Source organism: Alkalitalea saponilacus (assembly GCF_900168165.1).
Lineage (GTDB): Bacteria > Bacteroidota > Bacteroidia > Bacteroidales > Marinilabiliaceae > Natronoflexus > Natronoflexus saponilacus.
Genome location: NZ_FUYV01000004.1, coordinates 90762 through 115878 on the forward strand (window position 1 = coordinate 90762; position 25117 = coordinate 115878).

Here is a 25117-nt window from a genome sequence, read left to right on the forward strand (position 1 = left end):
TATTCAAGATGTGCTTTAATCAAACCTTTTAATTCCAGGTTTTTAATGGTTCTTTCCCCATGGTCGATTTTTGTTATGGGAACTTACTTTTGAGGTAGGAGTAATGAATAAACAAAAGAGAGGATAATCAAGGGGCGAAACTATGTGTTTCCAATTAAATTACTGGGGAAATGCACATAGATTCGCCTGTATTTAGAATATCTAAGGGTTATTTGTTTATAAAGATATTTCTGCTCAAAACTCCTTTCTCTGAGCTGATTCTAATGATGTAAATATCATTCTCCAAGTTTGAAACATTAAGATTTACATTTCCGGACTGGTTTTCCAAACGCATCATTTTTGCTCCTGTGATTGAGAATATCTCAATGGTGCTGTTTTTATCCAAACCGGAAATATTAATATGGTTTTGCGCCGGGTTGGGGTAGATTTTTACGGGGTTAGCGTAATCCGCTTCCGTAATGGATGTAGTTTCTGAAAAATTAGCGGTAATAGTAACAACCTCAGCGGGCATTGTAAAAAAGTAAGTTTCATCATCGGATAGAATATTTTCGCCATCTGTCCAATTAATAAACCCATAGCCTTCATTTGCTGTGGCTGCTAATGTAACCTCCTGGTTCATGATATAAGCGCCTTCCCCGGAAACACTGCCTGCGCCTTCAGGATTAATATTTACGGTAAGTTGGTAATCAATATGGGAAAAGTTGGCGGTAAGGCTTACTGCTTCTGCCGGCATGACAAATACAAATTCTGCCTCTGTGTCCACTTCTTCACTATCATTATCAGTCCAGTTAGCAAATTCATAACCCATATTAGCAAACGCTTTAACATCAACATTATCGTCTGAATAGTACAATCCTTCGCCTTCAACTTCGCCGGCATATTTTGGGTTGGCATAAAGGGTAAGCAGGAACACTTCATTTCCGGTGTTGCCATCATCATTGAACGTCCAGCCAAACTCATCAATAATAAACTGCCTTTTTTCCTGGGGCAAGCCCAGGTCATATTTGCTGTTACCCCCACTAAAGTTGATTCCTTGTTGTAGGTCTAGTTCCGACCATTTTATTAGCAGCTTATTATAGTTTTCGGTTGAAAGTTCTGACACTGATAGAAAAGAACTAAAATTTTCCACATTAGAAACATCCCAGTTGCTAATGTCCTGGTTAAAATCGGAGAGATAAAACATTCCCTGCATATTTGTAACGCTACTAACATTCCAACCCCCTATATCTTGGTTGAAATCAGAATAAGCAAACATGTCACTCATAGTTGTAACATTGCTCACATCCCAACCGCTAATGTCCTGATTGAAATCTGAACCCCAAAACATATACATCATATTATTAACATTGCTCACATCCCAACTGCCTATATCCTGATTAAATTCAGAGCCACTAAACATTTCCTGCATGTTTGTAACACTGCTAACGTCCCATCCTCCAATATCCTGATTGAATTCAGAATTTCGGAACATACGCATCATATTAGTAACATTGCTCACATCCCAACTGCTAATATCCTTGTTGAAAGGAGTTCCATCAAATAATTCTAACATATTAATAACCTTACTAACATCCCAGTTGCCAATATCCTGATTGAAATTCGAACCACCAAACATAACAAGCATATTAGTAACATTGCCCACACCCCATCCGCCAATATCCTGATTGAAATCTGAATTTCGAAACATATTACTCATATCCGTAACATTGCTCACATCCCAATCGCCAATGTCTTGATTGAAGTCTGAATTTCGAAACATACTGCTCATGTTAATAACATTGCCCACATCCCAATCGCCAATGTCTAGATTGAAAGCAGAATAGCCAAACATCCAAAGCATGTTGGTAACACTGCTCACATCCCAGCTTGCTATTGAACTATTGAATTCTGAATAAGCAAACATATATCTCATAGTTGTAACATTGCTAACATCCCAACCATCAATTTCTTGATTAAAGTCTGAATTGTGAAACATATCAGACATATTTGTAACATTGCTTACGTCCCAAGAGCCTATGTCATGGTTGAAATCAGTGTGGCTAAACATACCGTTCATATTTGTAACATTGCTAACGTCCCATACTCCAATATCTTGATTGAATTCGGAATGCCGAAACATACCGCCCATGCTAGTAACATTGCTAACATCCCAATTGCTAATATCCCTATTGAAAGAGGTTCCCCTAAATAATTCTGTCATATCAGTAACATTGCTAACATCCCATCCTCCAATGTCTTGATTGAAATCTGAGTCTTGAAACATACCTCTCATATCAGTAACATTGGCAGAAGCATCGTCAAAAAAGTCTGCTGCGGTAAAACTTTCCACAGTTGTTCCCCTGAACATATTCCATGCACTGGTGATACCGGTAATGCCATCCGAGACGGATGTTAAAATGTCTCTGAGCATTTCAGCATACTCACAGTTCCAACCGGTCCGGAAGCTAATACGGCTTGCCTCGCCACTTACTTTAATTGTCCATAAGCCCGCTTCGCCAAAATCGTGGATGGGTGAATCAGTTCCATTATAGGTATCGGAGCTTCCATTGCCCCAGTCAACCTCTAAATCAACAGCATTATCAACCACAAATTTGTATTGGGTTTTGTCTTCGGTAGTTTCTATTACAAAGTTAAATGTGCTTTCTTTCTGTCCGAAAACCAGGTTAACAGAAAAAGCCAGTAGTATAATTAGTAAGTTTTTCATTTTTTTGTGTTTAAGGTTTGCAAATGTTATTGGTTTACTGTGAAGCCCTGTGCATTATGCTGTGATTTAAGAAAGAGTCTCGCAGAGGAATGCACAGAGCACACAGAGGCGTACTATCCGCCCAGTTATTTCTTGATAAATATTTTCCTGCTCACAAACCCTTTTTTAGAATTGATTTTTATGATATAAATTCCATTCTCCAGGTTTGAAACATTAAGGTTTACATTACCTGACTGGTTATCTAAGCTCATCATTTTTGCTCCTGTGATGGAGAATATCTCGAGGGTGCTGTTTTTATCCAAACCGGAAATGTTTATTTGGTTTTGCGCCGGGTTGGGGTAGATTGAGATGTTTAAATCAGTAATATTATTGATGGAAGTGCCGGTAGCAAGGGTTGTTACTTCAATTACATTTGAATAATCAGAACGGCCGGAATCATTGCAAGCCTTGATTTTGTATTGATAGGTTGTGCCCGATTCCAGACCATCAATTTCGAGGGAGAGCGTCCACCAGGCTGTTCCCCATTGGCCACTAATGTATGTGTCAAAATTATCATCAGACACATAGATTCTATAAAATATGCCGTTATCAACTTCTTCCCAGCGTGCAGTAAATCCATTCTCAGTAACTTCGATGGCACCTAGTGCTAAAGGTGGTGCAGGGATTTCAGGCATAGGGGTTGTGGATGCTTCAATCGTATTTGAGAATAACGACTCGTAACCATTAGCCACCGAAGTTAGCCTGTATTGATAGGCGGTCGCAGGGCTAGCATCGTCGAAAAGGTAATTAAGGTTCTCAAACGGGAAAGCATCTCCATAAACAACAAAACCATCATAATCCGGAACATGGCTTGCGAAATTATCCGTTGAGATATATACCTTATAATGGTCAGCATTCTCCACTTCTTCCCAGTTAATCAGGAACCAACCTCCGGATGCATGTGTGGCTTCCAAAGCCACAGGAGGTTGCGGCATGTTTTCATTAATCGTAGTAACCTCAATAATGTTTGATTGTGTTGAGCTCAGATCGCCTGCAACCGACATAACCGAGTATGTGTAAGTTGCTTCAGGATTAAGCCCTGTAACAGTTTTGAAGGTATCGTTTACTATTGCGGGATAAAAGCCATCTACAGGTTGATGATTGGAATCTACCACCCAGAGTTTGTAGCCGGTTGCATTGACGACACTTGTCCAGTTTGCGGTGAATTGGTCGTGTTTTACAGGTGAGGCTGCCAAGGCAACAGGAGGGGTTAATTTGGTAGTGACTTCCCGTGTTTGAGAGAATGTAGACTCGTTATCCAATGCTTTTGCTTTTACCTTAAATTTATAGGTGGTCAGGGGTTTTAAACCCGACACAGTGATGTTGGTTACAAGCCTGAATTCAAGGTCAAACCCAGGAACAAGCGTTAGGAAGTCATCATCGGAAACAAGAAGCTGGTAATATACATTCTTTCCCGCAATGCTACTCCAGCTTACGTCAAAACTTGTCCCGGTTATATTGGTTGCTTCTTCCAAAACGGGTGGATCAACATTGGGTTCTTTGGTCGTAACTTGTACATAATTTGAGTTGGCAGATTTATCATTGTCGTTATACGCCATAATAAAACACTCATATGTTTTTTCATGATTAAGGTTAATAACCCAGGCGTTGTTTGATGTGATTATCTTACCGTTGTATAGAGGCAGATACGAAGTCTGAGAATCTTCCTTATAATCGCTAACCCATATTTTGTAATAGGTTGCACCTTCCACGGCATCCCAGCTAATCCTGAATTCATTCACGCCTAGCGTCTCAGCATCCAGACTTATAACAGGTGTATCAAGGCTTTTGCCTGCAAAGGAGTTTGTGGTAAAGAACATGAACAGAAATGCATAAAACAATGGCTTTGTAGTTTTATTTTTCATAATATTTAAGTTTTGGGTAAAAAAATTATTTGTTTTTGATAATTTTGAAATTTTGTGTGTTTTGATTATTGGTCAATCGCAATAAATAAATTCCATTTGAGATGCTTTGTGTGTTTATATAGAAGGTTTCTTCTCCAAAAGTGTTATGCTCTGTTTGATATATAAGGCGGCCATGAATGTCGTAGATATACACTGTAACGGTTGAGCTATGCTCAAATCTTCCTTTAATGATTATATGGTTATCAAAAGGATTGGGATATACCCGGAAAGTATTGACATCTCTGTTTAGAAATTCGATAGATGTTGGTGGTTCCTGGTCATCATCCTCATCAAGCGGGGTTTCCTCCGGTCCGGTATATTTCCTGAGTATAGTTCCATTAAAACCCACTGCTACAACTGTATTTCCATTTCTTGCAGCTAAGCCGCTTATACTGGGAGATCCCGGCAGTGGGTTGAGCTCCCAGCTTTCGCCTCCATCATGGGTAGTAAACATATAATCACTTCCGGCGAGATAACCAACTTGTTCAGAAATGAAAACCATATCACGCATAATCCTGTTGGGAGAACCGGGCAAGGATATCCAGATCCAATTTTCTCCCGCATTAATTGTTTTTACCATTCCCCACCCTCTTACTGCAGCAAAACCTATAGAGTTATTGATAAAAGATATGGCAAACATACCGTCGGTAGTTGGAGTATTCGCTATTGTCCATGTATCACCGCCATTTTTGGTTTGGACAATTGTACCGCTGCTTCCACAGGCGTAACCGGTATTGGCATCGGTAAAAAATACCGAATTCAGCTGAACACTAACACCGGATTCCTTTGAAACCCAGTCTTCACCCCCATTGGTGGTTTTGTATATTACTCCACCAGAACCCACAGCATATCCTGTGTTGGCATTGGGAAAATGAATACCCCTTAATCTTTCTCTAAAATTATTTGATTCTTCAGAAGTAGAAAATAATACCGATCTCCAGCTATTGCCTCCATCATCTGTTTTAACGATCCTGTGGCCCCAATTTTCCTCTGAGTAAGAATTCCCTACTGCAAAACCGGTATTTTCATCAATAAAATGAACTCCTTCGTATTGTCCCGGGGGGTTAAAGGTTTGCACAGTCCATGTTCTTCCGTTGGTATTTGACCGTGCTAAAAGACTGTTGTTTCCGACAGCCACAATGGTAGTATCATTAATAAAGACAGCACCTTTGATGTCATGGGTTGTTATGCTTTGAGTATGACTATTATAGGTATTAGATTGCATATCAAGCTGGGTAATATTTTCGAAACCTACCAGTATCCCATGATTTTCATTTTCGAAAGCTATGGCTTTTTCACAGGAACTTAAATGGCACAAGAAATAGTCAGGCAACAGGTTGGTGTTGGTCCACGATTCTCCCCCGTCAACAGTTTTATAGATGCGCGACAGATGCCCAAGTACATACCCCGTTGTTTCGCTTACAAAAGAGAAATTGGCCATTTCTTCATCATCAGGAGCTAACTTTTCTTCCCAATTTACACCTCCATCACTGCTTTTGAATATACCTCCATAAGATGCCAGCAATATGGTTTGAGCATCAATAAGGTGCATATCGTTGATATAATAAAAACTAAGCTCCTCCTCAATTACTTCCCAGTCTTCGCCTCCGTTTGTGGTTTTGGCAAACAGTCCATGCATGCTGGCAACATAGCCTGTGTTTTCGTCGAAGAACTTAATTAACCTAAGATGTTGCCATACATCCGGCACTTCCTGAAGCGACCAGTTTTCGCCACCATCTGTGGTTTTAAACACCCTTCCTCCATTAGCGGCTATAAAGCCCAATTGCTCATTTACAAAGAAAATATCCCAAAAGGTGGACTCGGTACCCGTATTCATTTCCTGCCAGCTGTTGCCTCCATCAGAGGATTTTAAAAGCAATCCGTCATCACCCACCACAAAGCCGGTTTCAGTATTTAGAAATAATACTTTATTTAAATTTGTAACAGAAGGATGTGCTGTCTGCATCCATGATCTTCCTCCATCTTGAGTTTTTAAGATTAAACTTTCCCCCATCGTAACATATGTTTGTTCAGTAACATGTGCTACAGATTTGTAATGAGTTTCTGGTGGCATAGGGTTTATCCATTGCCACTGTGCATTTGCCGGCAAAATGTGGCAAAGAATTGCTGCGATAAGTATAAGTTTTTTCATTTTAGTAGATGTTTATGAAAGTCAGACATAATGGGTTATGATTCGTATTTGTTTGGCAGGTTTATCCTTACATCTCTTACTCCGCAGATTTTGGATGTGGCGGGCAATGCAAACCATATGATAAGAGTGACCAGTAATAGATTTTGCAGTGTTTTCATAATTGTTTTTAGTTTAGAAGTAAAATCTCAGATGGATTGATAATGATTATCTGTATGCATTATTCATGGTTTTTTATGAATATTGTGTTCTAAATGGATGCTTTTTATCATGTCGTGAATTATTCTGTTTCGGCATATCTCATTTTTCATTCCGATCTTTTGTAAAATTTTGCTGGCAGGTCTTTTTTTTTGCCATGCAGCCAGCAATTCATCAACTTTTAATGTCAGATTGGAGGCTTTTATGAGCTTTCCATTTTTCCGGTATTCTTCTGCCTGCTCATTTAGTTTTCTGACGGTTGCAATGATTGTTTTTAAATAAGGCTTTTTCATTTTACGAACTGATAGTCAGATAAACCATTTTATGTATAACACAAAGCTAAGACCTAATGGCAAGTCATATCAATCGGTTGATATACGGAAATTCAGATAGGTGAAATCCCGGATGAAGTAGGTGAAATCCCGTATTTGGTTGGTCTCTGTTTTTGTTATGATAAAACATGAGTCCTAACAAGGGGTGGAATAAACTGTCCGGCTCAGCGAAGAGCTTGTCTAAAAAAGTAGTAAACGTTAGAAAATGTTACAAAGACTTTGGGGCACAAAGAAGCACAAAGCGCATAATGTCAATCAGATATTTACTTAGTGAAACATGGAGCCATTGTAATTGAGTGGCGGAAATATGACTTACGAGACAACCTCTTTGGGCAAGAGATATAACTTGTAGAAATGAATGCTTCCTTTTTGTTGTGAGAGGGGAGTTACAAATCTATAATTCCGTTTTTAATGGCATATTTCACCATTTCAATGGTGTTCTTTAGTTCAAGTTTGTTGAGGATGTTAATTTTATGGGATTCCACTGTTCTGGGAGAGATGCATAGTTTGTCTGCAATTTCTTTAAAGCTCAGTCCTTCGGAAAACGCTTTGAGAACGTCTGATTCCCGTTCAGTCAGTTCTTCTGTTCTTTTTGGGGATTCTTTATCTCGAAGAATATTGACATAACTCCGATAAATAATGGAGGCAATGGATTCTCCATAATAATTTTCACCCCGGGAAATATGACGGAGGGCTTTGATGAGTTCTCCGCTTGAGCATTCCTTGGGTAAAAATCCTACAGCACCGGCTTTTATGGCTGAAACGATCCAGTCTTCACTTGCATTGGCACTCAATATTAAAACTTTGACGGCGGGGTATTCCCTGTTCAGCTTCCCGGTAATCTCAACACCGTTCATTTCTGGCATTCCAATATCCAGTATCACAATATCGGGAGTTAATGAATTGAGTTGTTGAAAAAGTTCTTTTCCTGAGGCCAAATCACCAACCACAGAAAATGATTTGTTGCACAACAACATGGCCCGGATGCCGTCTCTTACAATTTTGTGATCATCAACAATGATTATCTTTTTGGTATTGATCATGATTCGTTATTTTGGTTGTTTGTTTGGCAATACTATTTGGAAAATAGTCCCATTACCGGGTTGACTTTCGGCTCTTATTTCTCCATTGTTCTTGTCTATAAATTCTTTGCATAGAAACAGTCCGAATCCCATACCTTTATCATTGCTATTCCCAATTCTGGATGGGTCATTGCCGATATCAAATAACTTTGGCAGATCTTTTGGTAGAATTCCAATTCCGCTGTCCGATATTTTTATCTCCGTATGGATTGATTGCATATTGCTTTGGATTTTTATCCATCCGTTCTCAGGAGTAAACTTAATCGCGTTTGAGATGATATTTCGGAAAATGGTATTTATCATGTTCCTGTCTGCCCAAACAAGATGTCCATTAGGTATGTCCACACTTATGCTTAGTTTCTTAGACTTTGCCATAGGGCTGCAAAGATCGACTAATTTTTCAAATAGCGGTTTAAGCTCAATCGAGTCTGCTTTAGGTACAAGTCGACCGGTGATGGATGCTGCCCATTTTAAAAGGTCGTCTAGGAATGCACACAATTTCTCAGATGTGTTTTTAAGTTCACCGGTGTAATATTTTAAATCTTCTCTGCTAAGTTCAGCATAGTTCTCGTGAACAGAAGTTGAAATGTTTCGGAATGCATAGATCGGGTTTTTTAGGTCGTGAGCAAGGATAGTAAAAAACTTGTTTTTGGTTTGATTCATTAGATTAAGCTGCCTGTTTGCTTCAGAAAGTTTAATTTGAGCACGCTTTTTAATTTGAAATCTGCTGTACAAAGTGCCAAGTAGAAATATCAAAATGGTAACGATCCCAAACATTAAAATGTGCTGTTGTCTGGCTTGATTTAATTTTAGTTGGTCTTCAAGCCTTTTTTGGTTCATAATTGCCAGCTCTTTTTCTTTATGTTCACTTTCGTATTTCACCTGAAAGTCGAGCAACTGTCGGCGGGCTTGTTCGGTAAATGCGGAATCTCTGATAGCTACAAATTGCTTGTAATACTCAAGGGCTTCAGAGTAGTTCTTTTTTTTCTGCATGAGTGATGAAAGCTCCCTCAGGTTTTTTTGTTTCATATTATTGAAGCCTGTTTGCTCTGCTATGGCAAGGCTTTCAATATAGCGGTTCAACGCGTTTTCATAATCATTTTTCTTCATGTAGTTGAATCCAATGTGATTAAGAACGATGCTTTCAGAAACAAGAATTCTGTTATTCCGGAAAATTTCCAAAGCCGAAAGCAGCTTCTCTTCGGCTTTTTCAAAATCCCCCAGAATTGTAAAGATTTCACCCATTTGATCCATCCTGTAGCCCATGCGCACTTCATTGTTTAATTCAGTTTCAAGTGCCAGAGATCTCTCAAGATAATCAAGAGCCAGATCGAAATTTTGCATTGATTTGTAAGCAGATGCTATGCTGGCCTTTCTTATGGCTATCTGATCAAGATTATTTAGGTGTTCAGCAATTGCAAGAGACTGATAAAAAAAGTCCAACGCTTTGTCAAATTGCTTCCACAGCTCATGAATTTTCCCTATTGCATTCAGACTTATGGCTATGTTTTCATATGCATTAAGCTTCGTATCTATTTCCAGGGCGTTTCTATATGCCTCAAACCCCTGCTCATAGTTTCCTGCTATTGTCGATCTGTAACCCAGCTCACGATAACCTATCGACAAAAGGGTTGAATCTTTAATTTGCATTGCAATAGCAAGCGCTTTTTCCAGTACTACTATGCTTTCCACTGTTTTACCTTCGTCCCCAAAGCAAAAGCTTTTTTTTAGGTAGGCTCTGCAAAGCAATACTCGATCAGTCTCGTCAAAATTGGCATATTGTTCTAAAAGTTCATGAGTCAGGACACATGCTTCTTCATAAAGCAATAATTGCTCCAGAGAATCAATCTTTGTCATTAGGTCTTCGGGTGATTGAGCAGTATAACCTGTCCTGGCAGAAGAGAAAAGATAAAATGTGGAAATAAAAAGAAACATGGAGGTATAATAAAAGCATTTTTTCTTTTTCATCATACTATTTATTTTGTTGGAATATAAATATACACAACTGCTTTTTTAAAAGGTGATAAATATTAAAATAATATCTATTCCGCATTGCAAACAGATGATTAGTAGTAAGTATGAACAAAGTTTTAGCTTTGATATATTACGCTTTTTCTTTTATACGTATTAAATATATTCAGAATTTTAGTTATTGTAAAATGTTGTCAGATCTTTTTCAAGAAAAAAGGAATCGTTTTGTTTAAGGTCTTTCTACATGTTTTTTGTTAACATAAGCTATTTGTTAGGCATTATATACCTTTAGATACGATTTATTTATATCCCTGAGATTTTTATATTGAATATAGATTTGGTAATTTATTTGATTTTTGGGGACAGAGAGTTTCTAGATTCAAATTATCACAATCAGCCACAACAATTTGTTTAATCTATTTTGGTGTCAAAAAGGTTTTATCTAATAGCGGTTTGTTGCATTGAACGATACTTGAAAACAGTTGAACTAATTCTGAAATCCTGCATTTGAATTTTCATCATTGTTTAAATCAGTGACTATATCATCATTTTTGTTTTTTTAATAAACATCAATCACAGCATCATTCCGATTCTTATAATACTCCCCCATATGCACATATCCCGATACAGAAAATGCTAATAGGTTTCAAAGTTCATATTGACAGCGCTTTGAGTTGGCCGATATGATTTCAAATTGTAAATATGCTGTAAATATATCATACATGCAATCTACTTATGAAACAATGTTTGATACCGATTTTTCAATAGTTCCAAATACTTTATTTTCAACGGTTCCGATAGGAAAGAAGCTTCAATCAGGTTTTCAGCTTTGGGTAAATTCTTGAGAAAACGACTGAATACACTTGATATTTGTTTTTCGTTTAGCCCCATCTCTTTTGCAAAACCCTCAAAGATCGGACGGGTGAGTTTGCTTTTCTTACCATTAAGTGTCAATGCCAACTCTTCTGTATCATCAGGAAGAATGATAGTCACGTTCAGCAAATCATAAGCAGGAGCCAAGCCCCATTTCTCATGATTTTGATTCATGGAGAAATTTTTCAGGTGCATATCGTTGTTCCCGGTCAGAAAACTGAAAATTGTTAGTTCAAAGAGAAACAGCTTATCGAGCAGTGGATTGGCAGAGTATGAACCCAAAGCCTTTCCAACTTTTTCCATGGAACTTTTGTACTTGTCGAATGCCTCCGTTATCTGAAACATATCAAGCATGTGTACTTTTTGGCCGTCCCTTGTCCGGTCAATCCTTTTTGTGATGTACGAAAGCTCTCCCGAATGGAGCCTTATCAGACTGGATGGAACCACATTAATGCCATAAGCCTCAGCAATGCGCATGGTCACATGTTCATTGGCAGGCATTTCCGGGAAATCAGTTGATGGTGGTTTAAAGATGAAGTCTCCACCAAGAGCGCCTACTACTGTTAGCCTTTTGCCTTTTAGGTTTTGAGCATCTTTAATGATGCTCATGGATAGTTTTGGCTGAACCCCGGGAACGGCAATGCTTCTTTGAACCACCTCTTTCGCCAGCTCAGTCATTTCATTGTAAGAGTATGGAATCACAGGCGGTTGCGGCGAACCAAAAAACTTGCGGCTGCAAGATTCATGAAATTCGCTATCACCCGTTATGGGTTCGTAACAATACAGGCATTTATGATGGTTCATAACTCTTCTTTCATAGGTAACACACTCACAGCGCCGATACAATTTCCACAACAGGCCAGCAATAAACCCATGCGGTCATTATGATTAATTCTCCAACTTTGAGAGGCAATCTCCAAAAGCCATCCCTCAGGTATAAGACCTTCAAAGAAAGGAAATAGCCGGTTAGAATTGTATGTTTTATTGGAAACAGGCATGGTGAAAGTTAGAAACTGATTTGGGTATTTCTGAACATAGGCTTTGTCGTAAGTGAACTCATATTCACCATCGTCCGTTTCAACCAATAATCCGGCATATATGTCCTGATAATATATCCTGGCTTTTCTCATGACTCACGCGGTTTATTAATGGCAACCGGGCCCACCTCATGGCCAAACATGGCCAGAACCTGATTCACCTTATCCAGATTTAAACTGGTTTTTCCCTGTTCTATCTTCCGTATGACAGTTAAAGCCACTCCTGCTCGCTCAGCAAATTCTTCCTGAGTGAGTTTTACCTCTTTACGGCGCTGTTTTACAAAGTTGGCTAATTGGTTCATTATATGTCTTTAGATATACTTTTTGCAAATATATGAAATTTATATCTATTTAGATATAAATTTTGCAAATTTAGTTGATTTGTATGCGAATAGATATAAATTAGTGGAATGATTTTAAAGAATTAGTTGCTAAATTACTTTTGAGAGCGGCTTATGAAAATGGAAGGTGAATCCGATTCATTTCCTTTGTTTTCTTTTCGTTCATTTCTTTAAAAACGTTAATTTAGGGTGTGTAAATTCCTGCCGGGATTGTTCCGGTGTTCTAGATTTTAGATATTCAATTATTAATTTATTTTGTAAATGGCTATACAAAACCTAAAACCATGGCCGATAAATTCCAGAATAAATACCGAATAGAATCCACCCGTTTACAAAATTGGGATTACGGATGGAATGCGGCCTATTTTATTACAATTTGCACAAAAAGCCGGGTACATTATTTTGGAGATATAGTGAATAGTAAAGTGAATTTGTCTGGCATTGGTATAATTGCAGAACAGTTGTGGTACGAAATTGTTAACCATGTAAAAAATGTGGAATTGGATGAATTTGTGGTTATGCCCAACCATATCCATGGTATTTTAATTTTAAATGGAAAAAATAAACATGATCCAAAAAACGAAAATATCGATAATATTGATGTCGGTGATGACGTCCATCGCAATTACGATATTGCCGATTGTGGTGATGGTTTGGATAACGGGCGCGATGACGGTAATGGTTTGGATAACGTAGAGACAAGGCATGCCTTGTCTCTACAATGCCCGCAATGCCCGCAATGCCCACCAACAATACAAACATTCCATCCGCCACAACCACCAACCATTGGACAACAACGATTCCAAAACCAGGGAAAAAACACCCTGTCATCGATAATTGGTTCGTATAAATCGGCAGTTACCAGACACGTCAAACGTTTGGGATACGATTTTTCGTGGCAACCACGTTTCTATGACCATATTATTCGTGACCACGATTCGTTTCTACGAATCCGTAAATATATTGTAAATAATCCGGCAAAATGGAATGAAGATACCTTTAATAACTACAAAAATAAACATTGATGACAACATTTGGACAATTGGTTAAATCCCATTCATGGCTGAGCATTAAGCTGAAATTGGAGACTCTGTTCCCGGATCAAAATGATTTATTGGATGATTATGAAAATGTGTTTTGCAAGCTGCAAACAATACCGATACAGGAGAGCAATGTTACAATAGATGTGCAATGGGTTCATGATGATTATGACAATTCTGAGTATGTTGATGTTTCAGGTTATTATACAAACCCGAATGAGAGGACAGATGAATACTCAAATTCACTTGCAATAGAATTCACGCCATGGCAGGAATGGATGGGAATGCCTGTTAATCCTGAATCATTGAAGTTATTTTCAGAACTTGAGATTATTGCATATTGTCTTAACGAAATGACATTTGCAGGATTTGATCAGGAAGAGATTCATGGAGAAATGAACAAGATTAGACAAATTGCGAAGGAGTATGATGAAATGACTCCAGAAGAAAAAAAACTGAACACAACCAGATTAGATGATGTTATTAAAAAACATCAAAAAAACAGATGAAAACATTCGATTCTTCAGACGTTTAAAAATCTAAACTTGCGTAAAGTGTTGATTTAAAGTTTAATATAAGCATCGCTCCGATAATTAAAGTGTTCACCCAAATGCACATAACATAGCTGATTGGTTACAAGCCTTGTATTATCCATCAGCGTTTCCGGCATATTGGCATGATGATGACCATAAATCCAATAGTCAGGTTGGTGGTCAAATATAAGATCTGCTTGCTCGGAAACAAAAGCACTATTTATATCCGAATTTTTATATTCCTGAGGGTTGACTATATGACTGGGCACATGGTGACTTGCCACAATTTTATATCTTGCAGTTGACCTAGAGATGCTCTTTCGCAGGAATTCAATGCTTCGGGCATGTAGATGATTAAAAGTGTTAGCAGTCAGTTGTCGGTCATGATATTTAATCAGACGAAAATCACTGACGCAAGATTCTACAACCAAACTCTTTTCTTCAGGAATATGTGACCAGAGGGCAGTAAAGAACAAATCACAATCGTCTAATGATACGACCTCATTATTAACCAGGAAAACATTCTCCCGAATAGCCTCTTTTACTGGTTCATCCAAAATTCTCAAGTCCTTCCCGGAATAGAACTCATGGTTTCCGGGAACATAATATACAGCCTTCCAATTATCGGCTACATAATCGAAAAACCAATGTTTAAAGTGTTTTTTACTCCAATAGGTAATGTCTCCGGCCAGAATAAGAATATCTCCGATGGGTTTAATTGGGTTTTTGTGTAAGAACAGAGCATTTTGTGCAAATTCTAAATGCAAATCTGAGCAGTATTGTATCTTCATAAAAGAGCAAGAATGTTTACTATTACCTATCAAATATACGATTTTTTATTGACTTATACGCTTGACTATCAAATCAAAGAAGTATATCAAAGAATGTTTATATCTTTTGATTCTTTTCTGAACTACTCTATTTTAGTTTGTTACTTTCCGATACAGAAATTCTTAAAAATATTTCCTAAAATCTCATCTGTTGAGATCTGGCCTGTGATGCTGCCGAGGTAGTGTAGCACTTCTCTGATGTCCTGAGCCAAAAAGTCACCGGAAATGTTGCTGTTAAGGCCTTCTTTTACGCGGGTTATACTTTCCAAAGCATTGGAAAGGGCTTCATGATGGCGTGCATTGGTTACAATTACATCATCGGAATCAATGGCACTGAGATTAACTGTACGCAGAAGCTCAATTGTTAGATTGTCGAGGTTTGTTTTGAATTTTGCTGATATTGGTAATATGGTATTATTACCGGTAAGTTCTTTGAAAGCATTATGGGAGAAACGTCTTTCTATCTCATCGTCTTTCGCCAGATCGGTTTTGTTTACAACCACAATTAATTGTTGATGGTCCGATTCCAGTTTTGAAAGAATATTTTGAATGGCTTCATGAATTTTCTCATCGGCATCTGTTACATCTACCAACAAAAGGACTATTGAGGCCTGTTTTATTTTGCTATAAGTTAATTCAATACCAAGGTTTTCGATGGCGTCGGCCGTAGAGCGAATTCCTGCTGTATCAATGAATCTGAAAGAGATGCCTTCTATGTTAATGGTATCTTCAATGGCATCACGGGTGGTTCCGTGTATGTCTGATACTATGGCTCTTTCTTCATTCAACAAAGCATTTAACAATGTACTTTTGCCGGCATTGGTATGGCCGGCTATAGCTACAGGAATGCCGTTTTTGATGGCATTACCAAGGGAGAATGATTTCACCAATCTTTCAATATGTGAGGTGATTTCATCTACTAATTCATTAAGCTCATCACGATTGGCAAACTCAACATCTTCTTCACTAAAATCAAGCTCCAGCTCAATCATAGATATAAACCAAAGAAGCCTTTCACGCAGTTGCATAAGTTCAGATGAAAACCCACCGCGCATTTGTTGTAGAGCAACTCTGCGAGCTGCTTCGCTTTGCGAAGCAATTAGGTCTGCCACCGCTTCAGCCTGGCTCAAATCCATTTTTCCGTTTAAGAAAGCGCGTTGGGTAAATTCTCCCGGCTCTGCAAGCCGGGCTCCATGTTTTGTGAGCAGCTGAAGCAATTGTTGTTGTATGTATGGCGCTCCGTGACAAGCAATTTCAATAATGTCATCCCCAGTAAAAGAGTGAGGAGCCTTAAAAACCGATACTAAAACTTCGTCAATCTCACTATCGCCATCGCAAACTGTCCCAAAATGAATGCTGTTGGCCGGTTGCTCTGTAATGATTTTACCTTTTTTTGCCGGTTTAAATATGATGTCGGTTATTTTAAATGCATTTTCCCCTGCAATTCTTATTACAGCAATGGCTCCCATTCCTTTTGCAGTGGATATGGCACAGATGGTATCGTTGGTTGTCATGTGGCTACTAAACTATATTCGATGAAATTTTCCTGTATTTAAATGTTGTCAACTAATAGGCTGTCAAGCGAAGAATATTTAGTCATTTGTAAATGAGTATCTTTTTGATTTATAAATTTTAAACAGCCAATTCAGGTGCCAAAGGTTTAATTCTAAAATGCTTCTTTCTAAAACTCTGTTCTTGTTACAAAGTTATTATTTTTAATCGTTCATGGGCAATTAAATGAACATTGCGATTTGGAACCTGTTATAACAAATATTAAATTTAATCCGAAACTTAACTTTTTTACTTATGAGCGTATTGGTAGATAACAATTCAAAAATAATAGTACAAGGATTTACCGGGGGAGAAGGAACTTTTCATGCCGGACAAATGATGGAATACGGTACCAATATTGTTGGCGGTGTTACACCCGGTAAGGGTGGAACAATGCATTTGGGGCTTCCGGTATTTGATACCGTTCAAATGGCAGTAGAGAACACCGGAGCCGACACTTCGGTGATTTTTGTGCCACCGGCTTTTGCTGCCGATGCCATTATGGAGGCCGCTGATGCCGGAATTAAAGTTATTATCGCCATCACCGAAGGCATTCCGGTGTCGGATATGACCAAGGTAAAAGCTTTTCTTGAAAATAAAGAGAGCATTTTAATTGGGCCCAACTGTCCCGGAGTTATTTCACCCGGAAAAGCAAAGGTCGGAATCATGCCCGGGTTTATTCACAAAGAGGGGAGGATTGGTGTTGTAAGTCGATCAGGTACATTGACCTATGAGGCTGTTGATCAGTTAACCAAACTTGGATTGGGACAAAGTACCTGCATTGGAATTGGTGGCGATCCGGTGATTGGAACTACCACTTTGGATGCAGTTAAAATGCTGATGAATGATCCCGACACCGAAGGCATTATCATGATAGGGGAGATTGGCGGAAGCATGGAAACCGATGCCGCGCGTTGGATTAAAGAACATGGGACAAAACCTGTAGTTGGATTTATTGCCGGACAAACAGCTCCTCCCGGCAGACGCATGGGACACGCCGGAGCCATCGTAGGTGGTAAAGACGATACAGCTGCCGCAAAAATGAAAATCATGAAAGAGTGTGGTATCCATGTGGTGGATAATCCTGCACATTTAGGTAAAACCATGCAGGAGGCGATGAAATAATGAATTAGATATGAAAAAATATAGGTCTTTCGTGACCATTTCTGGTCACAAAACTTATCGCTGAAACATATAATCAAACAAAAAATGCTTAAGTAATACACCATTTACAAAGGAGCAATCTTTTATAAATGGTGTTTTGTTTTTCATACATCAAATTTTCAGTATGATAGCAAATCCTCAAACCTATTCAGCTCGAGACAGTCCTCAAGCTATAAACCCTAAACCCTAAACCCTAAACCCTAAACCTTAAACCTAGAACTTTAAACCCTCAACTCTAAACTTAAAACTATCCCTCCTCGCTTTCCCCTAGCCCCCTATAAGGGGAATTCCACGCATACATCTCATTTCACCAGAACCATCAACTACAAACCCGCAACTCAAAACTTTTCACCATAGCGGGACTACGCTACGCGCATAAACCTTAAACTTCAAACCTAAAACCTATTCTATCATCAACCCTTCACCACTGCCAGCGGTTCTAGTTTAAGCTTAATTTTAACCAGGTCGGATTGGTTCATCATCACTTCATCAATGTCTTTGTATGCTCCGGCTGCTTCGTCCAGATCCCTTTGTGTTCGTATGGAATGAATAATTCCTTTATCGTTAAGTTTTTGAACTTCTGTAGTAAAATCAAGTTGCCGTTGTGCCTGTCGCCTTCCAAGACGACGACCTGCACCGTGGGAACACGACATAAAACTTTCAGGATTTCCAACACCTTCTACAATGTAGGATGAGGTTCCCTGTGAACCTGGTATGATACCCGTTTCACCGGGAAAAGCTCTTGTAGCTCCTTTTCGGTGTACCAAAACCTTCTCGTCAAAATGAGTCTCAAAAGAGGCATAGTTGTGTGCGATATTAATGATGCCTCCGAAAGATATCTCTTTACCAATGGCCTCATTGATGGCTTCCTGAACAAAATGCATCATTAGTTTTCGGTTGGCCAATGCAAAATCGATGCAGTAATTCATCTCTGAGATGTAGTCCTTTGCTTCCTCCGAATCGAGCGATAAAAAAGCCAGATCCCACTGCTTAGGAACTGATGATTGCCATTTCTCGTTCAGTTTTCTGGCCAGCTTATTGTAGTAATCGGCCACGGTTTTACCCAGATTTCGACTTCCTGAGTGAATCATAATCCATATAAAACCATCGCTGCCTTTTTGAATTTCTATGAAGTGATTACCGCCACCCAGAGTTCCTACCTGAGTTCTGGCTTTTTCAAATTCTTGTTCTACAATATTTGGGAGATTTTTCCATTTAGGCATATGATGCATATCCTGCATCTTTTTATGGCTTTTCATGCCAACGGGTATTCGTTTACGAATACCCGACAGAACCTCCTTTAGTTGAGGAGGTGAAATTTCTCTTAACTCTGTTGGAACTGCACACATTCCACATCCAATATCTACACCCACCGCATTAGGGATGACATGATTTCTTGTGGCTAAAACACCCCCGATGGGCATTCCAAATCCTGTATGGGCATCGGGCATTAAAGCAACATGACGAAAGGTAAAGTCCAGATTGGCCAAATGCCGGGCCTGCTCTAAGGCATCTTCATCAATCTCTTTAAGCCACAGTTTGATGGGGTGTTTTTCAGTGGAAATCACCTTTTCCATGGCTATCGGTTTAGATTTTTAAGGGAGTAATTGTAAAAATTCCTGGTAGCGTTTAGTAAATGGATTACCTTCTTTTCCTCCCAATCGCTGATGGTGTCTGTGAATTTCAGAAATACGGTCGCCTGGATCGGGGTGCGTACTTAAATAAGTAACAACACGTGATTGTTTGGCCAAATCCATTTTTTCAAAAAAGTAAGCAACGCCTCTGGAGTCCAATTCGGTGGGGTAGAGGTAGCGAACGGCATATTCGTCTGCCTCAAATTCATCCTGTCTGCTAAAAGCCAAAGCGGTAACCCCGGTTGCCAAAGATTCCGCGATATCTCCCAACAGAGATTCATTATCTCCTCTAAGCACCGAAAATAAAATGCTGAAACCGTACATTTTTGTCATTCGGTTGGTGGCATGCCTGCGATCAACATGGGCAATTTCATGTCCCATAACCCCGGCCAGAGATGCTTCATCATCCAGATATTTCATCAGTCCGGTGTAATAGAAGGTAGGGCCACCCGGCAAAGCAAAAGCATTCAAAACATCCTGATCGATGATATAAATATCCCATTGAAACCGGTCTCTGTATCGTATATCCTTAGATGCAAGTATTTTATCCCGAATGCCTTCGAGGTAGGCATACGCCTCTTCGTTTCCTTGTCGCGGCAACACATTATATTCTTGTGGATTTGCAAGAATTTCTGCCACCACCTGTTGGCCAAACTCCACGTCCTGATTCAGGGTGAAAAAATTAACTTTCCCATCATTACAGCTGCTTAGTAACACAACTGTTAACAGCGTAACAAAAAATCTATTTCTCTTCATGCTTTTGACTGTTATTAAATTATTTTGTGAAGAACGCATCAATCCCGGGATAATTGAATTTTGTTTTGGCCATCTCTTCCGGAAACAGCACATAAACAATGGTTCCGGATGTGCATAACTGGTTACCGCACAATATTTCGGTTTCTATAGCCACTTCACGCCTGTTTTGCTTTTTATGTGAAACAGCTCTGATAAGAATTGGTTCAGAACTGATTCGACAAGGCTCATGGTAATGAGTGGATAAACTTTTGGTGACACCTGCGGTATTTAATTGCGTGTAGATATACCAACTTGCAATTTCATCCATCATGGTGGCTTGTATGCCACCATGAATTACTCCATTATAGCCTTCAAATTTCTTATCCGGAAACCATTCTGAACAAACCATTCCGTTCTCTTCAAAAAAAGACATGTGCAATCCAATGGGATTATGCTCTGAACAGCCAAAACATATTCCTCTCTCATCTATTTTCGTGCCAAACGGATTTACAATGGCTCTTTTCACAACAAATTATGAGTTAAAATGGTACAGAAATACAATTTCCCCCTCGTAGGCCGGTTTTTTATTTCCCTCTATTTCAAGTTTAACACCAATGTTGGCTTTGGTAACTCCGCGAAGATTAATAGCGCTTATAACTTTGGCTGCCAATCGCACCTTGCTGTTGACCAATACAGGCTGGTTGAATTTGAATTTTTCAATACCGTAATTCACCTGCAGCTTCAGATTCCGGACTTCCACTATCTGGTTCCATAAATGTGGCAACATGGATAGCGTAAGATATCCATGGGCAATGGTGTCTCCAAATGGAGATTCTTTTACAGCGCGTTCTTTATCTGTGTGTATCCATTGATGATCTAATGTAGCATCGGCAAACAGGTTGATTTGCTCTTGGGTAAATTCATGGTATTCAGAAATTCCTAAATCGTGACCTACCAGTTTTTCCAGCTCCTCGAAACTATTGATGATAACTTTGCTCATTGAATTTTAGTTTTGATTTTAATTAAGATAAAGCTACAAAACTAATAAAAGAAGTGAAACAACCATAATAGAATTGTTTTCATCGGATTTTGATAACCATAAGTTATCACTACTGACCGACTAAATAATATAGATTTCTCGCTCTGCTCGAAATGACAAAACTTTCAAGAGGTCAAAGTGGGGGATTGGGTGATGGCGGCTTTGCCACCATCTCCCAATCCCCTATCAAAACGTAATAGCCTGTTGTTTACAGCTAGGTGAGAAAGCTATTACAAGATTATCATTATAAAAAAACTTAATCAGATAGCAGTGAATTCTATTATCCCCTTCTTTGAGTAGGGTTTTATTTGTTGGCCGGAAGGAATTCGTAATTGGAATGAACTATATTTATAATCTACTATTCAATTTAAATTACACCAATTCTATGACTGCAGAATTTCAGATATTACTATTAACTGCCGCATCACTTGGATTCGTGCATACCATACTTGGGCCTGATCATTATTTACCTTTTGTTGCCATTTCCAAAGCACGTGATTGGAGTGTGGGGAAAACAATTTGGTGGACTTTTATCTGTGGAACAGGTCATGTATTAAGTTCTGTAATCATTGGATTGGTTGGAATTGCAATTGGCTCTCAACTTGAAAAACTTGTTTTGATTGAGGAGTTCAGAGATGGACTTGCTGCCTGGGGCTTGATTGCTTTCGGCCTTATATATGCCTTGTGGGGAATGCGATACTGGGTATCAAACAAGAGTGGAGATCTTAAACAGAACAATCAAGGAAAAAAGATAACTCCATGGGTGCTATTCATCATATTTATATTGGGTCCATGCGAGGTGCTGATTCCGGTTTTGATGTATCCTGCCGCTAATGCAAGCACGGGGGCTTTAATTTCTGTATCCCTGGTGTTTGGAATAACTACTCTTTTAACGATGATGGGGGCTGTATTTATTATGATTTATGGTTTACGTTATGTGTCGTTAAAACCATTGGAGAAATACAGTCACACCATCGCTGGAATTGTAATATTTATGTCAGGATTAGCTATTGAAGTGTTGGGATTATAGATAATCAGGGCAACTAGACCGAATCACATACATCTAGTCTTCGGTTGCACTTCGGAAAATTTCACTACGTTCAATTTCCGGTCTTTGGTTCCGCTGTGCGGAATTTCGCTACACTTCATCTCCGTTCTCCGGCTTCCGTTCTCCGACAACTCTTCGCCTCTCAACCTAATGTCTAACAACCTCTTCACCTATCTACCTAACAGCCTATCAACCTTCAAAATTTTTCTTTTTCGAAGCGCAAAAATAGCTTGAATTATCCCAACAATGCGTACATAATTTCTCTTTTGGCAGTCCAATGGCTTTTACTAAATCATCCAATTTCTGAAACTTTAACGATGTTAAACCCAAATCCTTACGGATTTGTTCCACCATATCAATATATTTCTGGTTTTTGATGTCAGTGTAAGGTCTCAGATCTACGTCTTCATTTCCTTCAATATGGGTGATGGCTTTCCTGGTGGCCAAATCGAGGGTTGTTCTCGATCTGCTGAAATTGAGAAACTCACATGGATAAATCAAAGGCGGACAAGCTATGCGCATGTGAATCTCTTTAATTCCACCGGCATGTAAATCCTTTACATTGTCTCTTAATTGCGTCCCTCTTACGATGGAATCGTCCAGAAATATTCCTTTTTTATCCTTGATAACTGATTGGTTGGTAATGAGTTTCATTTTAGCCACCAATTCGCGGGTTTCTTGATTTTGAGGCATGAAACTGCGAGGCCAGGTGGGGGTATATTTCGAATATGGCCTTTTAAGAGGAATTCCGGTTTTATTGCTGAATCCCATGGCATGACCGATTCCTGAATCGGGTATGGCAGCCACAAAATCAGCTTTAACATCTTCATCCACTGCCATAACTGCGCCACATTTGTATCTCGATTCATCAACATTGATTTCTTCGTAAAAGGATGGAGGATACCCATAATAAACCCACAAAAACGAACATATTTGCATGTCTTTCCCGGCTTCCTGAAGTTGGGTGTATCCGTCTGCTGTTATTTCAACAATTTCGTTGGGACCCAAATTGTGAACCATTTCATATCCAAGATTGGGAAAGGCAGATGTTTCAAAGGTAACGGCATGTCCATTATCTTTTTTTCCGACAACAATAGGGGTTCTTCCTAAACGATCGCGTGCAGCAATGATTTTATCTTCTGTTAAAATCAATAGAGAGCACGAACCTTCAATATGATCAAAAACATTGTTTATTCCGGAAACAAAATCGCTGCATTCTGCGATCAGTTTTGAAACCAGTTCGGTTGGGTTCACGGCTCCCTGACTGGTTTCGGCAAATGTGTGACGTTGATCAATAAACCGCTGCTCCAATTCATCAATGTTGGCAATTCGGCATACTGAAACAACGGCAAAACGCCCAAGGTGGGACGAAACGAGTATGGGCTGAGCTTCATTATCACTAATTACACCAATTCCAGAGTTCCCTTTGAAACCTTTTATATCATTGTCAAACTTATTTCTGAAATATCCATCTTCAAGACTGTGTATGGCTCTTTGAAAACCTTTTTTCTCATCGAAAAAAGCCATCCCGGCACGTTTGGTTCCCAGGTGGGAATGGTAGTCGGTGCCATAAAAAACATCCATTACGCAATCGCTTTTGGTGATGCTGCCGAAAAATCCGCTCATGATAAATTGAAGTTTATTTTTGAGGCGGTAAAGATAGTTTAAAAATTGGTATCAGGTGGCTAATAAAGGCAATTCAAACAGCTTCTATGCACAATATTTATAATCGAATTCCTATAAGTAAAACATCATCAACTTGTTCCTGACTCTCTCTCCAGGTTTCAAAATATTCATCATAGATTTTGAGTTGTTCCTGCATGGGAAGATGATAATTGTTCAGCAACATTTCCCTGAATCGTTGGTGTTTGATTTTTTTATTGTTTGGGCCGCCAAACTGGCTCACAAAACCATCGGTAAACAGATAGAAACAATCTCCCGACTGATATTGAATGGCGTGATGAGTGTATGGATTATCGGTTTCACCAATGGATACCGGCATATGATCGGCAGGAAAAACAGTGATTTTGTTATCACGTATTTTGTATAAAGGATTAAATGCTGCAGCATACTCCAGAACTCCCTTTCCTTTATCCAAAGTTACAATGCATATATCCATGCCATCTTTTATTTCGCTGGTCTCGTCCTGTTGGAGTGATTCAATCAAAGTACTCCGCAGGGAGTTTAAAATGGTAGCAGGTTGAGTCACTTTATTGGTGTCTATGATTTCATGTAAATATGCAATCCCAAAAATGCTCATAATTGCACCCGGCACTCCGTGACCAGTGCAATCGGCAGCAACAATCACCAATTTATTATCAATATTCTTAATCCAGTAAAAATCTCCACTAACAATGTCTTTAGGTTTAAAGAGGATGAAGTGCTCCGGCATGTTTTTCTTCAGAAAATCCTGTTTTGGCAAACTGGCATGTTGAATTTTTCGTGCATACCTGATGCTGTCGGTAAGTTTCTGATTCATACCCTCGATCTTCTGCATCAATCTGCGGTTCTGATCTCTGGCTAATTTAATGGTTATCTGAGTTTTCACCCTTGCCATTAATTCCGGAATGTTAAAAGGTTTTGTGATATAGTCTATTGCGCCGACTTCAAAACCTTGAAGAATTGTTGTGGAGTCTGATTGTGCTGTGATAAAGATGACCGGGATCTCAGCTGTTTTCGGATTTTGTTTTAACTGCTTACATACATCAATTCCGTTCAGGCCGGGCATGATAATGTCTAAAAGAATTAAATCGGGAGGAGGGGGCTGAGCTGCAAGTTCAATGGCTTTTTCTCCATTGATGGCGGTAATGGGATTATATCTCCTGAGTGCATCCGACAGAATTTCCAGATTCAGATTGGAATCATCTACTAGTAATATCCTGATTGAACTATCAGTCATGCTGATTTTGGTTA

General features: G+C 39.0%; 21 protein-coding genes. 4 read left to right on the top strand and 17 right to left on the bottom strand.

Annotated elements, in window-relative coordinates; all coding sequences use genetic code 11:
- Positions 1 to 208: 208 nt before the first annotated feature.
- The 9 genes from B5X70_RS04810 to B5X70_RS04850 all read right to left on the bottom strand — a co-directional run bounded on the left by B5X70_RS04810 (position 209) and on the right by B5X70_RS04850 (position 12591).
- Positions 209 to 2704 carry a BspA family leucine-rich repeat surface protein gene (locus B5X70_RS04810; protein WP_079556749.1) on the bottom strand — a complete coding sequence of 832 codons (2496 nt, stop codon included), beginning with the start codon at positions 2702 to 2704 and terminating at the stop codon, positions 209 to 211.
- Positions 2705 to 2829: 125 nt separating this feature from the next.
- Positions 2830 to 4608: a fibronectin type III domain-containing protein gene (locus B5X70_RS04815; protein WP_079556750.1), complete on the bottom strand. Its 1779-nt coding sequence runs from the start codon at positions 4606 to 4608 to the stop codon at positions 2830 to 2832.
- 25 nt (positions 4609 to 4633) lie between these two features.
- The gene (locus tag B5X70_RS04820) at positions 4634 to 6799 is read right to left on the bottom strand and encodes a YCF48-related protein (protein ID WP_079556751.1); all 2166 of its coding nucleotides are present in this window, start codon (positions 6797 to 6799) and stop codon (positions 4634 to 4636) included.
- Positions 6800 to 7020: 221 nt separating this feature from the next.
- Positions 7021 to 7287, bottom strand: coding sequence for a hypothetical protein (locus tag B5X70_RS04825; protein ID WP_079556752.1), 267 nt, complete (start codon positions 7285 to 7287; stop codon positions 7021 to 7023).
- Positions 7288 to 7712: 425 nt separating this feature from the next.
- On the bottom strand, positions 7713 to 8369 hold the full coding sequence (locus tag B5X70_RS04830; RefSeq protein WP_079556753.1) for a response regulator: 657 nt from the start codon (positions 8367 to 8369) through the stop codon (positions 7713 to 7715).
- A gap of 6 nt (positions 8370 to 8375) precedes the next feature.
- Positions 8376 to 10379 (bottom strand): ATP-binding protein, encoded by a 2004-nt coding sequence (locus tag B5X70_RS04835; RefSeq protein ID WP_079556754.1) that lies wholly within the window; start codon positions 10377 to 10379, stop codon positions 8376 to 8378.
- Positions 10380 to 11108: 729 nt separating this feature from the next.
- On the bottom strand, positions 11109 to 12056 hold the full coding sequence (locus tag B5X70_RS04840; RefSeq protein ID WP_079556755.1) for a HipA domain-containing protein: 948 nt from the start codon (positions 12054 to 12056) through the stop codon (positions 11109 to 11111).
- A complete protein-coding gene (locus B5X70_RS04845) occupies positions 12053 to 12382 on the bottom strand; it encodes a HipA N-terminal domain-containing protein (protein ID WP_079556756.1) in 330 nt (109 codons plus the stop codon). Before B5X70_RS04845 ends, B5X70_RS04840 begins: the two co-directional genes overlap by 4 nt.
- The gene (locus tag B5X70_RS04850; protein ID WP_079556757.1) at positions 12379 to 12591 is read right to left on the bottom strand and encodes a helix-turn-helix transcriptional regulator; all 213 of its coding nucleotides are present in this window, start codon (positions 12589 to 12591) and stop codon (positions 12379 to 12381) included. The genes B5X70_RS04845 and B5X70_RS04850 overlap by 4 nt, the downstream gene beginning before the upstream one ends.
- A 323-nt stretch (positions 12592 to 12914) precedes the next feature.
- Here B5X70_RS04850 and B5X70_RS04855 point away from each other — a divergent pair, with 323 nt between their 5' ends.
- Together B5X70_RS04855 and B5X70_RS04860 are read left to right on the top strand one after the other, a co-directional pair.
- The gene (locus B5X70_RS04855) at positions 12915 to 13655 is read left to right on the top strand and encodes a transposase (RefSeq protein ID WP_079556758.1); all 741 of its coding nucleotides are present in this window, start codon (positions 12915 to 12917) and stop codon (positions 13653 to 13655) included.
- Positions 13655 to 14179 (top strand): DUF6557 family protein, encoded by a 525-nt coding sequence (locus tag B5X70_RS04860; RefSeq protein WP_079556759.1) that lies wholly within the window; start codon positions 13655 to 13657, stop codon positions 14177 to 14179. The genes B5X70_RS04855 and B5X70_RS04860 overlap by 1 nt, the downstream gene beginning before the upstream one ends.
- Positions 14180 to 14232: 53 nt before the next feature.
- Here the strand turns inward: B5X70_RS04860 and B5X70_RS04865 are convergent, their stop codons facing one another.
- Positions 14233 to 14994 (bottom strand): metallophosphoesterase, encoded by a 762-nt coding sequence (locus B5X70_RS04865; RefSeq protein ID WP_079556760.1) that lies wholly within the window; start codon positions 14992 to 14994, stop codon positions 14233 to 14235.
- A 140-nt stretch (positions 14995 to 15134) separates the two neighbouring features.
- On the bottom strand, positions 15135 to 16547 hold the full coding sequence (gene mnmE / locus B5X70_RS04870; RefSeq protein ID WP_079556761.1) for a tRNA uridine-5-carboxymethylaminomethyl(34) synthesis GTPase MnmE: 1413 nt from the start codon (positions 16545 to 16547) through the stop codon (positions 15135 to 15137).
- 292 nt (positions 16548 to 16839) lie between these two features.
- Between mnmE and sucD the strand changes: the two genes are divergently transcribed.
- On the top strand, positions 16840 to 17709 hold the full coding sequence (sucD, locus tag B5X70_RS04875; RefSeq protein ID WP_079556762.1) for a succinate--CoA ligase subunit alpha: 870 nt from the start codon (positions 16840 to 16842) through the stop codon (positions 17707 to 17709).
- A gap of 452 nt (positions 17710 to 18161) precedes the next feature.
- Here the strand turns inward: sucD and B5X70_RS04880 are convergent, their stop codons facing one another.
- The 4 genes from B5X70_RS04880 to B5X70_RS04895 are packed head-to-tail and all read right to left on the bottom strand — an operon-like array spanning position 18162 to position 21117.
- Positions 18162 to 19325 (bottom strand): RtcB family protein, encoded by a 1164-nt coding sequence (locus B5X70_RS04880; protein WP_079556763.1) that lies wholly within the window; start codon positions 19323 to 19325, stop codon positions 18162 to 18164.
- An 18-nt stretch (positions 19326 to 19343) separates the two neighbouring features.
- Positions 19344 to 20138: a M48 family metalloprotease gene (locus tag B5X70_RS04885; protein WP_157666537.1), complete on the bottom strand. Its 795-nt coding sequence runs from the start codon at positions 20136 to 20138 to the stop codon at positions 19344 to 19346.
- Between the two features lie 19 nt (positions 20139 to 20157).
- The gene (locus B5X70_RS04890; RefSeq protein ID WP_079556765.1) at positions 20158 to 20643 is read right to left on the bottom strand and encodes a PaaI family thioesterase; all 486 of its coding nucleotides are present in this window, start codon (positions 20641 to 20643) and stop codon (positions 20158 to 20160) included.
- Positions 20644 to 20649: 6 nt separating this feature from the next.
- Positions 20650 to 21117: a MaoC family dehydratase gene (locus B5X70_RS04895; RefSeq protein ID WP_079556766.1), complete on the bottom strand. Its 468-nt coding sequence runs from the start codon at positions 21115 to 21117 to the stop codon at positions 20650 to 20652.
- A gap of 424 nt (positions 21118 to 21541) precedes the next feature.
- Here B5X70_RS04895 and B5X70_RS04900 point away from each other — a divergent pair, with 424 nt between their 5' ends.
- Positions 21542 to 22186 (top strand): sulfite exporter TauE/SafE family protein, encoded by a 645-nt coding sequence (locus B5X70_RS04900; RefSeq protein ID WP_079556767.1) that lies wholly within the window; start codon positions 21542 to 21544, stop codon positions 22184 to 22186.
- Positions 22187 to 22393: 207 nt separating this feature from the next.
- Here B5X70_RS04900 and B5X70_RS04905 read toward each other — a convergent pair whose 3' ends face one another.
- Entirely contained in the window at positions 22394 to 23830 is a 1437-nt protein-coding gene (locus B5X70_RS04905) for an amidophosphoribosyltransferase (protein WP_079556768.1), read from the bottom strand.
- Positions 23831 to 23927: 97 nt separating this feature from the next.
- Positions 23928 to 25103 (bottom strand): PP2C family protein-serine/threonine phosphatase, encoded by a 1176-nt coding sequence (locus tag B5X70_RS04910; RefSeq protein WP_079556769.1) that lies wholly within the window; start codon positions 25101 to 25103, stop codon positions 23928 to 23930.
- Positions 25104 to 25117 lie beyond the last annotated feature (14 nt).